The following is a 15,485-nucleotide window of genomic DNA, read 5'->3' as shown; positions in this document are numbered from 1 at the left end:
TTTAAGATAGAAAGAAGAAGACTTGTCAAAGAACAAGTCTTCTTGTGTCATTAATGCGTTTTACAAGCTTCGAAGAGATTTTTCTCTTTTAACACTTTAATTAATGTTTCTCCCATGACAGATGGTGTCTCTGCCACTTCAATTCCACATTCACGCATTGTTTTTACTTTTTCATCAGCTGTTCCTTTACCACCAGAAATGATGGCACCAGCATGTCCCATGCGTTTTCCAGGAGGTGCTGTTTTACCGCCAATAAAGCCAACAACTGGCTTTGTCATATTTGCTTTTACCCATTCAGCTGCTTCTTCTTCAGCTGTACCACCGATTTCACCGATCATAATGACAGCATGTGTATCAGGGTCTTCATTGAATGCTTTTAACACATCAATAAAGTTCGTCCCATTTACAGGATCTCCGCCGATTCCTACAGCAGTCGATTGACCAACGCCAGCTTCTGAGAGCTGATGTACCGCTTCATATGTAAGCGTTCCAGAACGAGAAACAACACCCACATGACCTTTTTTATGAATGTAGCCGGGCATAATCCCAATCTTACATTCTTCAGGTGTAATAACACCTGGGCAGTTAGGGCCAACAAGTCTTGTCTTTTTCCCTTCCATATACCGTTTCACTTTGACCATGTCAAGCACTGGAATGTGCTCTGTGATACAAATGACTAGATCAACTTCTGCATCGACAGCCTCTAAAATGGCATCTGCTGCAAATGGTGCTGGTACATAGATAACAGAAGCATTTGCGCCAGTTGTTTGAACAGCTTCAGATACAGTATTAAATACAGGAACTCCTTCTACTTCAGTTCCACCTTTTCCAGGAGTGACTCCGCCAACAATATTTGTTCCGTACTCAATCATTTGTTTTGTATGGAACAATGCGGTTGAACCGGTAATCCCCTGAACAATTACTCTCGTATTTTTATTAATAAATACACTCATTTAGGTTCCCTGCCTTTCTGCTCTACTTGACTAAAGATACAATCTTTTCTGCTCCGTCAGCCATAGACTCAGCAGAAGTGATATTTAAGCCTGAATCACTCAGGATTTTCTTCCCTAATTCAACGTTTGTTCCTTCAAGACGTACAACGAGCGGTAATGTTAAGCCGACTTGTTTTGTCGCTTCAACGACACCTTCTGCAATGACATCACATTTCATAATGCCGCCAAAAATGTTCACGAAAATCCCTTTTACATTTTGATCAGATAAGATGATTTTGAATGCTTCCGTTACTTTTTCAGCTGTTGCACCGCCGCCAACATCAAGGAAGTTTGCAGGGTCACCGCCGTAATGCTTGATGATATCCATTGTAGACATCGCAAGACCTGCACCATTGACCATACAGCCAATATTTCCATCTAGAGAAATGTAGCTTAGATCATATTTAGATGCTTCAATTTCTTTTGGATCCTCTTCATCAAGGTCACGGTATTCTAATATATCTTTTTGTCTATATAAGGCATTGCTGTCAAAGTTTAATTTTGCATCAAGTGCCATGACTTTTCCATCGCCTGTTACAACAAGAGGATTAATCTCAGCAATTGAACAATCTTTTTCAATGAACGCATTGTAAAGACTTGTCATAAACTTAACAGCTTGGCCAACTAATTTTGTTGGAATATTAATTTTAAACGCTACTTCTCTTGCTTGATAGCCTTGCAAGCCAATCGCTGGGTCGATGACCACTTTGACGATTTTTTCCGGCGTTTTTTCAGCTACTTCTTCAATTTCAGTACCGCCTTCTTCAGAAGCCATCAACACAATTCTTGATGTTGCTCTGTCCAAAACAAGTCCAACATAGTACTCTTTTTGGATATCGCAGCCTTCTTCAATAAGTAAGCGTTTTATTTCGCGCCCCTCAGGACCAGTTTGATGTGTGACAAGTGTCTTGCCGAGCAATTCCTCTGCAAACCCTTTCACTTCATCTTTCGTTTTTGCAATTTTTACCCCACCTGCTTTACCACGGCCGCCTGCATGAATTTGTGCTTTTACGACATACACAGAGCTTCCTAGCTCTTCTGATGCTTTCACTGCTTCATCAGGTGTAAATGCTACTTTACCATTTGGAACTGAAACCCCATATTTTCTTAGGATTTCTTTTCCTTGGTACTCATGGATATTCATTTCCCATCCTCCCAACATATGTAGAACCAAAAATTATAAAATAGACTGCGCTTTCATTTTAAAGAATAAAAAAGAGAATGTCTAGGGTTCTATGTAAAATCGCAAAATCCTTCTAAACATTCAAACTTTTATTTTATTAAAAATATAAATTTTTCAGTCAAATCACTTTTTTTGCCTTATTTTTTCATTTTTTGATCTAATCTATAGATAAACGAAAATATTTCTGCTACAGTATCGTATAACGCTTCAGGGATCTCCTCATCAAGCGTTAAGTGGCGCATGAGTTCGACTAAATTACGGTCTTCTTGAATAGGGACCCCCGATTTTTTTGCTTCTTCAATAATATGATCCGCCACATAGCCGCTCCCTGTTGCAACGACTTTTGGCGCCTTTTGTTTTTCTTCATCGTAATGTAGAGCGACCGCTCTTCTAAGCGGTTTTGAATCCTTCATACTCGTAAGTCCAGCCCTTTCTCGCTGATTTTATGAAAATGTTCATCTAAAAAGTGAGACGGATCTACAGGCTCTTGTCTCTTCTTTGCTGTAATTCCCGTTAAACTGTATCCTAGGGCATTTAAATTCTCTCGAACAGCTGGAATCATTGGATTAATGGTTCCTTGAAGTTCATGACCTGTTTCAACTGTAATTGACATGACCTTTTGCTGAATCGTACAGTCGATTAATGTTTCTTCGAGGTTTTCCATGTTTAAATAAAACATAAGACGACACTGAGAAATGTCAATAGAGCCATCTTTCTTCTTATGTCCTTTTAGAATAAAGGTTAAATCTTGCACACTATGTTTGGAAAAGAGAGGATAAGAGACCATCATTTGACTGACGGTTTGATTCTCCTGCTGCACAAATAACTGCCCGTTCAATCGATGAAACAATTGATCCACTTCTTTTTTGACGGGCTCTGGTAAATCGGCCTGCCTCGCATCATTCAAGACAAGCTTTAATTGGTGTAACTCCTGACTTTTTACATCCTGACTGCCCTTTTCAAGCAGTTTCATCATACCGATCTCATCACGTACACCTATGGCCTTTTTCATCGTCATGAGTAAATCGAGCACATCGGTTTTATTGCTCAATGTTGGTTCAGTTTGCTGCATCACCTGATCCAATGCTTTCGCCTCTGTTTTTGACAGAAAAGGAAATTCTTTTTGAAGCACGGATGCTTTTGCGTCAGGCTGAGATCCTGCCTGCTGAAACCTTTGCAACAAGGACGTGAGCTGTTTTAAGTTGGGCTCCTGCTGCCCATCTGCGCCTTGCTTCGTCAAATTTGTGAGTATTCGTTCGATTTGCTGAAGCGGGATTTGCAGTTCTTTTGGACTTGTGGATTGCTGCACGTTAGACTGAAGAACTTGTGCCGCCTGACGCTCCTGAAGAATTGGAGCTTGGCTGTTTCCTTTTGACTCAGGCAGAGTGGGCTGCGAGGTTCCAGATATACTGCCTTCTTGCTTCGTCCCTCCTTCCCTCGCTGCTAGAAGGACCGATAAGAGCTTTTCCGCATGGACGGTTGTCTCAGCATCTATGACGGATCTGACGGCTTGTGTAAGGGCCTGTGTGGCGTCTGAGTGCTTCGGCAGCTGTGTTAATCGTTCTAGCAGCGCCGTCATATCTTGATGAAGGGCAGAGGATGATTTCACGGCTAAAATGGCTTGAAGCACCCCTTGCTGGATCGGTAAGTCTTTCTTTAAAGCAAACAAAAGTGCTTGAAGCCCTTTTTTCACATCAGCTCCTTGAAACTGTTCGATCCATTTCACTGCTGTTTTTAACTCGGCTTCGTTGATAACAGATTTTTCTTTTAAAAAAGCTGTAGCCGTTAGGATGTTTTCAAGTCCGCTTTTAAGTGAGAGACCTTCTAATAGTTTGGCAGCTGCATCCTTTAATGTCTTAGGGTCTTGATCAAATTGTTGTACGGGTCTTAATTTATTGAGGCTGCCTCCACCCTCTTGTTCAAATTGGAACCAATAAAATGCGTCTGCTTTAAGCTGAGCCGCTAGCTGTGCTTTTATTTTTGTTGAGCCTATTTGCACAAGGGCTGTATCGTCTCCAAGCATTTTCAGTACTTTACCAAGAATCAGCCGATGGACATTTTCCTTTCCTTCGGCGTTTAATGGAACAGATTCTGCCGCACTTAACCGGCTATTTAGTGCTGTATGTATGTCCTCCACTCTTGTCATCACAGGCAGCCTCCTTAGGTCAAAAATTTATGATTTAACGGATTTCACTGGTGCAAACGATAATCGATGGATTGGAACAGGACCATGAGTTTGAATGGCAGCTAGGTGCTCTTTCGTTCCGTAGCCTTTATGCTTTTCAAATTGATACTCAGGATACTTACGCCCGTACTCTTCCATCATCTGATCCCTTGTCACCTTTGCAATACATGCACCTGCTGCGATGGATGCACTTTTTGCATCTCCTTTAATGATATTCTCCTGGTGAATAGGAAGCGGGAGCGTCATGGCATCTATGAGTAGATAATCAGGTGTATGAGTTAACTGCTCCACAGCTCTCACCATCGCCAGCCTTGATGCTTCGTATATATTGATTTCGTCAATCGTAGCCGCATCAACAATGCCAATTCCGATATCAAGTGCTTCTTTTTGAATCAGGTCATAATAAGCCAATCTTTTTTTCTCAGATAATTGCTTTGAGTCGTTTAAACCGAGCAGGACTGTGTCTTCCTTTAATATGACAGCTGCTGCGACAACGGGGCCTGCCAGAGGTCCTCGTCCTGCTTCATCTATGCCAGCAATACATGAGTACCCTTGCGCCTTTACCTTGTTTTCAAAATGCAGCATTTCATTCCAAGCTTCACGAAGTTGCTGCTGCTTTTCTCTCTCTTTGTGCCACTTTTCTATCAGTTTTTGGACGCTTTTTCTCGTATCATCTTTTACAAGCTCACAAATATACGACTCGTCGTGTGAATGTTTTTCTATGAGTTCTTTTATTTCTTTCACTGTGAACATCAGCTTTTCGCAGCCTCCTTCTTTATATCGGCAGTTTCTAGCAAAAAATAAAGACCCGCATGAGCTGCGTGTCTTTTAGCTTTCAGGCTTCTCAAAAGTGAGGGGACCAAATTTTTCTGTTCGAATATCCCGAATAATAATTTCAGTGGTTTTGTCGTAATTAATAAAGCCACCGCTCATGAGGCAGCCACGCTTTGTACCAATGGCATCAAACAGCTCAACCGTATCTTCAGGAATCTCCGCTAGATCATAACGTTTTTTTAATCGCTCTGGATAGTTCTCTTCAAGAAAACGAAGTGCATACACAGCAACATCCTGCAGGTTGATGATAGAATCCTTGATCGCTCCAGTCACCGCAAGCCTCAGTCCTACTTGTTCATCTTCAAACTTCGGCCAGAGGATTCCAGGGGTATCGAGCAGCTCCAGTTCTTTCCCAACCTTCACCCATTGCTGTGAAGTGGTAATACCAGGCCTGTCTCCTGTTTTGGCAATGTTCTTTTTCGCTAAACGATTGATTAAGGTCGATTTTCCGACGTTGGGAATGCCGATAATCAGCGCACGAATTGCCCGCGGTTTGACCCCTTTTGCTTTCATACGATCAAATTTTTCTTTTAAGATTTCTTTTGAAGTTGTGATGATTTGATTTAACCCTTGTCCATCGACAGAATTAATGGCAAGTGACCGAACACCTTGGTTCTCAAAGTGTGTCTGCCACTCCTTTGTCATACGAGGATCAGCTTTATCTGCTTTGTTTAAGAGCATGATTTTCGGTTTATTCTGAAGGATTTCTTCGATCATTGGGTTTCTAGAGGACATCGGAATTCTTGCATCGGTTAATTCAAATACGATGTCGATGAGCTTTAATTTTTCTGTGACTTCACGTCTTGCTTTTGCCATATGGCCTGGAAACCATTGAATCGTCATATGTGCACCTTCTCTTCTATCGATTATCTCTATACATTGTACAAAAAAAGAGCCTGTTACAGGTAACAAGCTCTTTCCTTTGATATCATTATCGTCTGATTTCTTTGATACGAGCCGCTTTACCGCGAAGTTCACGTAGGTAGTAAAGTTTCGCACGACGTACCTTACCGTGACGTACAACTTCGATGTTAGCGATTTTTGGTGTGTGTACAGGGAATGTACGCTCAACGCCTACACCGTAAGAAATCTTACGAACTGTGAAAGTTTCGCTGATTCCACCACCACGACGCTTAATTACAACACCTTCAAAGATCTGGATACGCTCACGAGTACCCTCGACAACTTTAACGTGTACACGTAAAGTGTCACCAGGACGGAACGCAGGAAGATCAGTGCGTAATTGTTCTTTTGTGATTTCTTCAATCAAATGTTGCATCGTTTTCAACTCCTTCCAACAGATGCTCATGTCCTCTTTCTTCATTGCAGCGGAACATCGTTTTCAAACTTGAATCGGCAAGCCGTCCAAGTCACAAGTAGTATCATACCATACCTCTATGCCGTGTGCAATACAATCTAGTCATTATGAAGCTGCCAAAGCCATCTTTTTTCTTCTTCTGTTAACGTTTTGCAAGAATCAATCAAATCTGGCCGTCTTGTATAGGTTCGCTTCAAGGATTCTTTGCGCCGCCATTCTTCAATTTTGGCATGGTTTCCAGAGAGGAGCACATCCGGTACTTTTAGTCCTTTATAGTCGGCTGGTCTTGTATAGTGCGGGTGCTCTAGCAGACCTGTACTAAATGAATCTTCAATGTGAGACGCTTCTTTTCCAAGCACATGAGGCAAAAGCCTGACCACACTGTCTGCAATCATCATCGCTGGCAGCTCTCCGCCTGTGAGAACGAAATCCCCGATTGAGATTTCATCTGTGACAAGATGCTCCCTGATGCGCTCATCGTAGCCTTCATAATGACCGCAAATGAACATAAGGTGTTCTTCTTTTGCAAGTTCCTCTGCCTTCTTTTGTGTATATCTTTCCCCTTGAGGACAGACAAGAATGACTCGGGGCTTCTTCTTTGCTTTCTTCGTCAAATCTTCTACCGCATCAAATACGGGCTGTGCTTTCAGTACCATACCTGCACCACCGCCATACGGATAGTCATCCACTGTTTTATGCTTATGATCCGAATACTCTCTAAAATTGACGACATTGAATGAGACAGCTTCTTTCTCCTGTGCCTTTTTTAAGATCGATGAGTGAAGCACACCTTCGAACATTTCAGGAAAAAGCGTTAAGAAGTCAATTTTCATTCTTCAATGAGTCCTTCCATTACTTCAATGTGTACGATTTTGGATGAGATATCGATTTTTTTAACGACAGAAGGAATGTAAGGAATCAGAGCATCTTTTTTACCTTTTCTCCCAATGACCCAGACATCATTTGCCCCTGGTGTTAAAATTTCTTTGATTTTGCCGACAAGCTGATCCTCTTCATCGTATACTTCACAGCCAATGATTTGATGGAAATAGAATTCACCTTCGCCCAATGACCCGAGATGTTCTTTTTCTACTTTTAAAATTGATTCTTTCAGCGGCTCTGCTTCATTTAATGAGTTGATTTCCTCAAAGGTGAGTAAATCAAACTGTTTGTGCTGCCGATGTGATGCGACAGTCACTTTCAGCGGCTCCCCTTGGCTTTGTTTAAATATATAGAGGACGCTTCCTTTTTTGTAACGCTCTTCTGGGAAATCTGTCTTCGACACGACGCGTACTTCTCCGCGCACTCCGTGTGTATTGACAATCTTTCCAACATTCAACCATTCTTGCTCCATGTTCTCAATCACCCCTGACGTATTTCCACAATGGTGCCGTCTTTCACGACGATGACATTATCTTGCATCTTGTCATCCCATTTATCACCTATTTTCACTTCAACCAATGCATCCACTTCTGTTTCTTTCATTTCACTTCCAAGCGGCAAAATATGCAGCTGCTCTACTTGAAAATCAATCTGCCTAATCTTCTCTTGCCTTTTATCGATAGCTTTTTGAAATTGAGGGATGGCTTCTTGCTGATGTGGTTCTTTTTCATGTTTTTTGAGTTGAAAATATAGTTGATTGCATTCACGTTCTAGTCTTTCTTTTTTCTCCAAAAAAGTCGTTAACAGTTTGTCCTTACTGCTTTCAGTTAATACTTGCATGACGGTGACATGTTGAATGATCTGCATCTTCCTTTTTGTCCCCCTATCCGAAGGCATTTGTCCTCTACAGTATAACGAAAAATAGATTTAAACGTGTAAAAAAAGGGGAGGTCCTAAGCCCTCTCCCTTTTTAGTCAGCAATCTCAAGTTGAACTTTCTTAGAAGACTCTGCACTTGCTGCAAACATGACTGTTCGTATCGCTTTTGCTGTACGTCCCTGCTTTCCGATCACTTTTCCGGTATCTTCAGCATGAACAGACAGAGTGTAAATCACTTGCTCATCTTTTTCTAATGAAGATACGTGAATATCTTCAGGGAAATCAACAAGTGGCTCGACGATGGACACAATCAATTCTTCCAAGGACAGCTCATTCATTATTTGCTGTTTTTCGCATTATGAAATTTTTCAAGAATTCCTTGGCTTGAGAAAAGGTTGCGAACTGTATCAGATGGTTTCGCACCATTTTGAAGCCATTTAAGCGCTAATTCTTCGTTGATTTTCACCTCAGCTGGTGATAACACTGGGTTGTAAGTTCCAACTGTTTCAATGAAACGACCGTCACGTGGTGAACGAGAATCTGCTACAACAATACGATAGAAAGGAGATCTTTTTGATCCCATACGTTTTAAACGAATTTTTACTGCCATTTTACTAGCACCTCCGAAAATATTTCAACAAGATAGTATATTAACAATGATAAAAGGGTTTGTAAAGTGTTTTTTCTTAACAACGGTTTTATCATGTATAACCAATTACATAAATGGTAATTTAAAGCCTTTTTTCTTTCCTTTGGACATGTTGGTCATTTGCTTCATCATCTTTTTCATTTCGTCAAATTGCTTTAAAAGGCGATTGACTTCCTGTACAGATGTTCCACTTCCTTTTGCAATCCGTTTTCTTCGGCTTGCATTGATGACCTCTGGCTGTTCTTTTTCTTCGGTCGTCATTGATTTAATGATCGCTTCGATGTGATTGAGCTGTTTTTCGTCTACTTGAACGTTTTTGAGCCCTTTCATTTTACCGGCTCCCGGCATCATTTGGATCAAATCCTCAAGTGGACCCATGTTCCGAACTTGGCCAAGCTGCTCGAGGAAATCATCGAGCGTAAAGCTCATCGTCCGCATTTTTTGTTCAAGCTCTTTCGCTTTATCTTGGTCGACGTTCGCCTGTGCTTTTTCAATCAGTGTCAGCACATCTCCCATGCCAAGAATTCTTGATGCCATCCGTTCTGGGTGGAATGGTTCAATCGCATCAAGCTTTTCTCCTAGTGCGGCGTATTTAATCGGCGTATTGGTAACAGCTCGAATGGAAAGTGCTGCCCCGCCTCGTGTATCACCGTCTAGTTTTGTGAGAACGACACCTGTTAAACCAAGCTGTTCATTAAAGCTTTTTGCGACATTGACCGCATCTTGACCTGTCATAGAGTCAACAACAAGGAAAATCTCTTCTGGACTCGCTACTTCTTTTACTTTCTGAAGTTCATCCATCAAATCTTCATCAATATGAAGGCGTCCTGCTGTATCTAAAATGACATAATCATGGTGTTCTTCTTTCGCTTTTTCAATTGCCTGTTTGGCAATCTCGACAGGGCTCACTTGATCACCTAATGAAAAGACAGGCATATCAAGCTGTTTCCCAAGCGTTTGAAGCTGCTGGATCGCTGCTGGTCTGTAAATATCTGCTGCCACCATCATCGGCTTACGATTATGTTTTTTGCGAAGTAAATTGGCAAGCTTCCCAGTTGTCGTGGTTTTACCTGCCCCTTGAAGACCAACCATCATAATGACGGTCGGAGATTTTTTCGCTACAGCGATTTTACTCTCTTCCCCGCCCATTAGTTCAGTGAGTTCTTCTTTTACAACTTTAATGACCTGTTGTCCAGGGGTAAGGCTTTTCATGACCTCTTGTCCAACTGCCCGCTCACTTACTTTTTTCACAAAGTCTTTGACTACTTTAAAATTGACGTCAGCTTCAAGAAGGGCAAGGCGTACCTCGCGCATCATTTCTTTTACATCTTGCTCTGACACTTTTCCTTTGCCGCGGATTTTTGAAATCGTCTGCTGCAGTCGGTCGGCTAATCCTTCAAATGCCATACTGTGCCGCCTCCTAATCTAATTTCTCAAGCGATTCAATTAAAGCTTCTGCTTCTTCCGTCTGCGCGGAATCTGCTACAAGCTCTCTCATTTTTTTGAGAAGTTCTTTACGCTCTTTAAATTTCTTAAACAAGAGCAGCTTTTCTTCATATTGTTCAAGCATCGCTTCAGTCCGTTTAATATTATCATAAACAGCCTGTCTTGATACTTCATATTCATCCGCAATTTCACCGAGGGAAAAATCGTCTAGGTAGTAAAGCGACATGTAGCTTTTCTGCTTTGCGGTTAACAACGATTGATAGAAATCAAACAAGTAGTTCATTCTCGTTGTTTTTTCAAGCGTCATGGGCTCTCTCCCCTTTGTTAAGTTCATTCCCTTTACATCAACTAAGTTTACACGGTTCTCTTCTGTGTGTCAAGTTTTTATCTTGTCACTTCATGAAGCGGCGTATAAATAAAAATGCCAGCAGTTTTTGCCGGCATTTTTGTTAGTCTTGTTGATCAATCACGTCTGAGAATAATCCATACACATACGATTCTGCATCGAACTCTTGCAGATCGTCAACCTTTTCACCTAAACCGACAAGCTTCACAGGGATGTTCAGTTCATTTCGAATCGCAAGAACAATCCCACCTTTTGCAGTACCATCAAGCTTTGTTAAAGCTATTCCTGTCACATTTGTCGCTTTAGAAAATTCCTTCGCCTGCGCCATCGCATTTTGCCCCGTTGTAGCATCAAGAGCGAGCAGCACTTCGTGTGGTGCATCTGGAACTTCGCGTTCAATGACTCTCTTGACCTTCTCTAATTCTTTCATCAAGTTGACTTTGTTTTGCAGTCTTCCTGCTGTATCACAGATGAGAACATCCGCATTTTTTGCTTTTGCAGATTGAACGGCATCATAGATCACCGCTGCTGGGTCAGAGCCTGCCGTCTGTTTGACAACAGGGACACCTGAACGCTCGCCCCATACTTCCAGTTGCTCAATGGCACCGGCACGGAACGTATCACCTGCTGCTAAAATGACGGATTTCCCTTCATTTTTCAGCTTATGTGCAAGTTTACCGATAGTCGTTGTTTTTCCAACGCCATTGACGCCTACAAATAAAATGATATTTAACCGGCCTTCTTCAATATTTAGCGCAGAGATTTGTTCCTCTCCGCTATTGTAGATGTCAACCAGCTTTTCAGAGATGACCGCTTGTACTTCATTTGGGTCTTGAATGTTTCTTAATTTCACTTCTTTTTTCAGCTCATCAATCAGTTCCATTACCGTTGTGAAACCGACATCAGCACCGATTAGAACCTCTTCTAATTCTTCAAAAAAGTCTTCATCGACTTTGCGGTAGCGAGAAATCAGTTCATTTACTCTTCCTTGAAAGGAGTTTCTCGTTTTTTCAAGACCGTCTTTAAATTTTTCTGATACGGAATCGGTTTGCTGCGTAAATTTTTCTTTTAATTTCTTAAAAAAGCTCATTGGTTCAAAAACCTCCTTATCATTACTGGACAAGCTCTTTCGTTTCTTCTAGTTTGACCGATACAAGCTTAGAAACACCTGACTCCTGCATTGTCACACCGTAGAGGACATCTGCTTCTTCCATTGTTCCTTTGCGGTGCGTAATGACAATGAATTGTGTTTCTTGGCTGTATTTCTTTAAATATTGCGCAAAGCGGAAGACATTTGCTTCATCAAGCGCCGCTTCAACCTCGTCTAACACGCAGAATGGAACAGGTCTCACTTTTAAAATAGAGAATAGTAAAGCGATCGCAGTTAAGGCTCTCTCTCCGCCGGAAAGCAGGCTTAAGTTTTGCAGTTTTTTCCCTGGCGGCTGCGCGACAATATCAACGCCAGAGTTTAGTAAATCATTTGGATCTGTTAGCTTAAGGTCTGCTCTTCCGCCGCCAAATAATGCTTGGAAAACCGATTCAAAATGCCCGCGGATTTGCGAGAATGTTTCAGAGAAACGCTTTGTCATTTCTTGATCCATTTCTTCGATGACTTGAAATAATGTATTTTTTGCTTCTGTCAAATCATTTCGTTGTTCTGTTAAGAAGAGATAGCGTTCATTCACTCGCTCATACTCGTCAATGCTGCCTAAGTTCACCGTTCCCAGCTCTTCAATGGCTAGCTTAATCAGCTTCACTCGTTTTCTTGCTTCATCTGGTGACAATGTCAGGTGATACATCTCTTTTGCCCCTTCAAACGAAAGAGCATACTCTTCGTTCAAATAAGCGATGAGGTTGTCGAGCTCAACCTCCATACGGCCAAGCTTAATCTCTTCATCTTTTAAGCTGGTGGTGAGCTGTTTGTAAAGACGCTTTTGTTCTTTCAGTTCACGCTCAGAAAATTCTAATGTTTCAGAAAGGGACAGACGCTGTTTACGCCGCTCAGAAATGAGTGCGGTTGTTTTGTTTTTGTTTTCGAGCTTCTCTTTCGCCGCTTCTTCCAGCTGTTCTGCACCGCTTGAGCTAGACGTCATTTCACTTGTTAAAAGGGACAGGTCTTCTTTTGTTTCCATCAGCGTTTGTTCAGCCTCTTCTAATTCCACCATTAAGCTCGAAAGCTTTTCTTGTTCATTCGCTAAGGACTGCTCTTTTTTGGCAAGCGAGATTTTCAGCTCTGTTAAGTCGGCAGAAATGGTTTCTTTCGTTGAGCTTTGTGTCTGCTTCCGCTTTGTTAATGTATTGATTTCTTGATCAAGTGTAGTGAGCTTCTCCCCTATAGAAATTTCAAGAGATGCCTGCTTTTTGTCCTTATCTGTAAGTTCAGTAGAACGCTGCTGCAATTCTTCTTTTTCTTGATCATAGAGTTCAAGATGAGCATTAATATTTTTTTCCGCTACTTGCAGTTCGTAAAGCTTTCCTTTGAGCTCTTGCTGTTTTTCTCGAAGCGTTTCACCGCGCTGGCGCAGTTCGTTTAATTGGCTTTCGTTTGCCGCAATCCATTGCTTCGTTTCTTTTGTTTCTTTTTCAAGGATCGTTGTTTTTTCTTCCATTTCAACGAGCTGCTTTGTTAATGTTTCAATTTCTCGATTTCTTGAAAGAAGAGAGTTGTTCTTTTTCTTTACTCCCCCTCCCGTCATGGAACCGCCGGGGTTCACGACATCTCCATCAAGGGTCACGATGCGATACCTGTGTCCAAGCATTTTTGCCAGTTCATTGGCGCCTTTTAAGTCTCTCACGATAAGGACCGTGCCAAGCAAGTTCTGAATGACCTTTTGATACTTTTCATCAAAGGAGACAAGGTGACTCGCAACACCAATAAATGCATGATGCTGCTCAGCTGTTTGAACGTCTCTATGCTGGATGGTTCTTTCTTTGATCACGTTCATTGGCAGGAAGGTCGCACGTCCAAAGGAATGCTGCTTTAAATAGCCGATTGCTTGTCGCGCTGCGGCTTCATTTTCTGTGACCACGTGCTGCGTCGCTGCGCCTAGTGCGATTTCAATCGCTGTCTCATGCTGCTGATCTGTTTGAATCAGCTCTGCAATGGCACCGTGAATACCGCCTAATCGCTCTTTAGCCTTTAAGACCTCTTTCACGCCTTGGAAAAAGCCTGAGAAGTCTTCCTGCATGGATTCAAGCATTTCTTTTTTTGATTTTGCCTGCTGGACATATTGGTAGGCTTGATAAAGAGCCGTTTCTTTTTTCTCGTATTGACGTTTCATTTGCTCAAGCTTTTGCTCCGCTTCTCTAAAGCGCTTGACCTGAGAGAGAATGTCTTCTTCTAGTGCGGAAAGCTGCTGCTCCGCCTCTGTTTTCTTCTCTTTGACAGATACACGTTCTTCAATGTGTTTTTGGTTGTTTTGCGTGAGCCGATCCAGCTGCATGGCCGCTTGGCGCTGCTGTTCTTCTAGTAATTTACGTTCATTGCGGACAGAAGCCTGTTCATTGAGCAGATCAAAATAATCGCTTTTCAGCTGTTCAATTTGACCTTCCACATCTTCACTATGAAGCGACAGTTGATGCTGCTTTGTTTTCACTTCATCTTTTAGCTGCTGCACTTCTTTTTGCAGGCTGTCCCTCGTCATTTTCTGCTGCTCAATCTTTTCGGTTAACTGCGCCTGTTTTTCAGTTAAGCGAACGAGCGTTTCTTCTAGCTGCCCTTGGTTTGCGGCTGCATTTTTTTTCCGTTCTTTTAGAACTTCTTTTTTCCCTTCAAGCTTTTCTAATTCTTCACTTGTGAAAAGAAGAACTTCTTGCAGGTCATTAATAGATTCGTCAAGCGCTTGAATGCGGTCTCTCGACTCTTCAATTTTGGCTTCTTTTGCTTGAATGTCTGTAGATTGCTTCATTTCATCTTGTTTGAAGCGCTCGACAGCTTCACCAAGTGTAGTCCATTTTTCATGAAGTGCTTCGATGTCATGGACAGTGAGGGCAATTTCGACATTTTCAAGCTCCTCTTTTTTTTGTAAATAGTCCTTTGCAATCGATGCCTGCATTCTTAATGGTTCTACTTGATCTTCTAGTTCATGCAGAATATCTTCTACTCGGTTTAAGTTGTCCTGCGTTTCAAACAGTTTATTTTCGGCTTTTTTCTTTCTTGTTTTATATTTCAAAACACCAGCTGCTTCTTCAAAGATGCTTCTTCTCTCTTCGGCCTTACTTGATAGAATTTCCTCTACCTTTCCTTGGCTGATAATCGAAAAAGCTTCTTTACCAAGACCTGAGTCCATGAAAAGATCAATAATATCTTTTAAGCGGACAGATTGATTGTTTATGAGAAATTCACTGTCTCCTGAACGATAGACTCTTCTCGTCACACTGACTTCGTGAAAATCGATCGGTAAAAAGTGATCTTCGTTATCTAATGTTAAAGTCACCTCTGCTAGATTGACTCTTTTTCTTGAGTCGCTTCCTGCAAAAATGATGTCTTCCATTTTTCCTCCGCGGAGGCTTTTTGCTGATTGTTCTCCAAGTACCCAGCGGATGGCATCGGTAATATTACTTTTGCCGCTTCCGTTTGGTCCAACAACAGCTGTGACCCCTTTGACAAAGTCCACGGTCACTCGCTGTGCAAACGATTTGAATCCTATCACGTCTAAACGTTTGAGGAACATGAGAGTGATCCTCCTTATGTATTTAAAGTACTATCATCTTACCATATGAAGTGAAAAAAGATGATGGAAAACAGAGTGAAATCCCCCTGAATGACGAGG

Annotated in this window: 16 protein-coding genes; all 16 read right to left on the bottom strand. The window is 41.7% G+C overall.

The window, feature by feature from the left end; all coding sequences use genetic code 11:
• Nucleotides 1-50 precede the first annotated feature (50 nt).
• Entirely contained in the window at nucleotides 51-953 is a 903-nt protein-coding gene (gene sucD, locus C5695_RS08120; RefSeq protein ID WP_003212080.1) for a succinate--CoA ligase subunit alpha, read from the bottom strand.
• A gap of 22 nt (nucleotides 954-975) precedes the next feature.
• Nucleotides 976-2,136, bottom strand: coding sequence for an ADP-forming succinate--CoA ligase subunit beta (sucC, locus tag C5695_RS08115; protein WP_024426972.1), 1,161 nt, complete (start codon nucleotides 2,134-2,136; stop codon nucleotides 976-978).
• Between the two features lie 176 nt (nucleotides 2,137-2,312).
• Nucleotides 2,313-2,588: a FlhB-like flagellar biosynthesis protein gene (locus C5695_RS08110; protein ID WP_003211418.1), complete on the bottom strand. Its 276-nt coding sequence runs from the start codon at nucleotides 2,586-2,588 to the stop codon at nucleotides 2,313-2,315.
• Nucleotides 2,585-4,321: a glycosyltransferase gene (locus C5695_RS08105; RefSeq protein WP_117730287.1), complete on the bottom strand. Its 1,737-nt coding sequence runs from the start codon at nucleotides 4,319-4,321 to the stop codon at nucleotides 2,585-2,587. Before C5695_RS08105 ends, C5695_RS08110 begins: the two co-directional genes overlap by 4 nt.
• 27 nt (nucleotides 4,322-4,348) lie before the next feature.
• The gene (locus tag C5695_RS08100) at nucleotides 4,349-5,113 is read right to left on the bottom strand and encodes a ribonuclease HII (RefSeq protein WP_117730286.1); all 765 of its coding nucleotides are present in this window, start codon (nucleotides 5,111-5,113) and stop codon (nucleotides 4,349-4,351) included.
• A gap of 75 nt (nucleotides 5,114-5,188) precedes the next feature.
• On the bottom strand, nucleotides 5,189-6,037 hold the full coding sequence (gene ylqF / locus C5695_RS08095; RefSeq protein ID WP_117730285.1) for a ribosome biogenesis GTPase YlqF: 849 nt from the start codon (nucleotides 6,035-6,037) through the stop codon (nucleotides 5,189-5,191).
• Between the two features lie 88 nt (nucleotides 6,038-6,125).
• Nucleotides 6,126-6,473, bottom strand: a complete 348-nt coding sequence (gene rplS / locus C5695_RS08090) for a 50S ribosomal protein L19 (protein ID WP_003212364.1) — start codon at nucleotides 6,471-6,473, stop codon at nucleotides 6,126-6,128.
• A gap of 137 nt (nucleotides 6,474-6,610) precedes the next feature.
• Complete coding sequence (gene trmD, locus C5695_RS08085; protein ID WP_117730284.1) at nucleotides 6,611-7,345, bottom strand: tRNA (guanosine(37)-N1)-methyltransferase TrmD; 735 nt, start codon at nucleotides 7,343-7,345, stop codon at nucleotides 6,611-6,613.
• A complete protein-coding gene (gene rimM / locus C5695_RS08080) occupies nucleotides 7,342-7,866 on the bottom strand; it encodes a ribosome maturation factor RimM (protein ID WP_117730283.1) in 525 nt (174 codons plus the stop codon). Before rimM ends, trmD begins: the two co-directional genes overlap by 4 nt.
• 8 nt (nucleotides 7,867-7,874) lie before the next feature.
• Nucleotides 7,875-8,261, bottom strand: a complete 387-nt coding sequence (locus C5695_RS08075; RefSeq protein WP_024424191.1) for a YlqD family protein — start codon at nucleotides 8,259-8,261, stop codon at nucleotides 7,875-7,877.
• Between the two features lie 103 nt (nucleotides 8,262-8,364).
• Nucleotides 8,365-8,610: a KH domain-containing protein gene (locus C5695_RS08070; protein ID WP_117730282.1), complete on the bottom strand. Its 246-nt coding sequence runs from the start codon at nucleotides 8,608-8,610 to the stop codon at nucleotides 8,365-8,367.
• Nucleotides 8,610-8,882 carry a 30S ribosomal protein S16 gene (rpsP, locus tag C5695_RS08065; protein ID WP_003212139.1) on the bottom strand — a complete coding sequence of 91 codons (273 nt, stop codon included), beginning with the start codon at nucleotides 8,880-8,882 and terminating at the stop codon, nucleotides 8,610-8,612. Before rpsP ends, C5695_RS08070 begins: the two co-directional genes overlap by 1 nt.
• Before the next feature lie 105 nt (nucleotides 8,883-8,987).
• On the bottom strand, nucleotides 8,988-10,328 hold the full coding sequence (gene ffh / locus C5695_RS08060; RefSeq protein ID WP_117730281.1) for a signal recognition particle protein: 1,341 nt from the start codon (nucleotides 10,326-10,328) through the stop codon (nucleotides 8,988-8,990).
• Between the two features lie 13 nt (nucleotides 10,329-10,341).
• Nucleotides 10,342-10,674 carry a putative DNA-binding protein gene (locus C5695_RS08055; protein WP_012009935.1) on the bottom strand — a complete coding sequence of 111 codons (333 nt, stop codon included), beginning with the start codon at nucleotides 10,672-10,674 and terminating at the stop codon, nucleotides 10,342-10,344.
• 142 nt (nucleotides 10,675-10,816) lie between these two features.
• Complete coding sequence (ftsY, locus tag C5695_RS08050) at nucleotides 10,817-11,803, bottom strand: signal recognition particle-docking protein FtsY (protein WP_117730280.1); 987 nt, start codon at nucleotides 11,801-11,803, stop codon at nucleotides 10,817-10,819.
• A gap of 22 nt (nucleotides 11,804-11,825) precedes the next feature.
• The gene (gene smc / locus C5695_RS08045; protein WP_117730279.1) at nucleotides 11,826-15,386 is read right to left on the bottom strand and encodes a chromosome segregation protein SMC; all 3,561 of its coding nucleotides are present in this window, start codon (nucleotides 15,384-15,386) and stop codon (nucleotides 11,826-11,828) included.
• Between the last annotated feature and the right edge of the window lie 99 nt (nucleotides 15,387-15,485).

Origin of the sequence: Bacillus pumilus, assembly GCF_003431975.1 — a bacterium.
GTDB lineage: Bacteria > Bacillota > Bacilli > Bacillales > Bacillaceae > Bacillus > Bacillus pumilus_N.
This window is presented reverse-complemented; position numbering and strand designations above follow the sequence as displayed.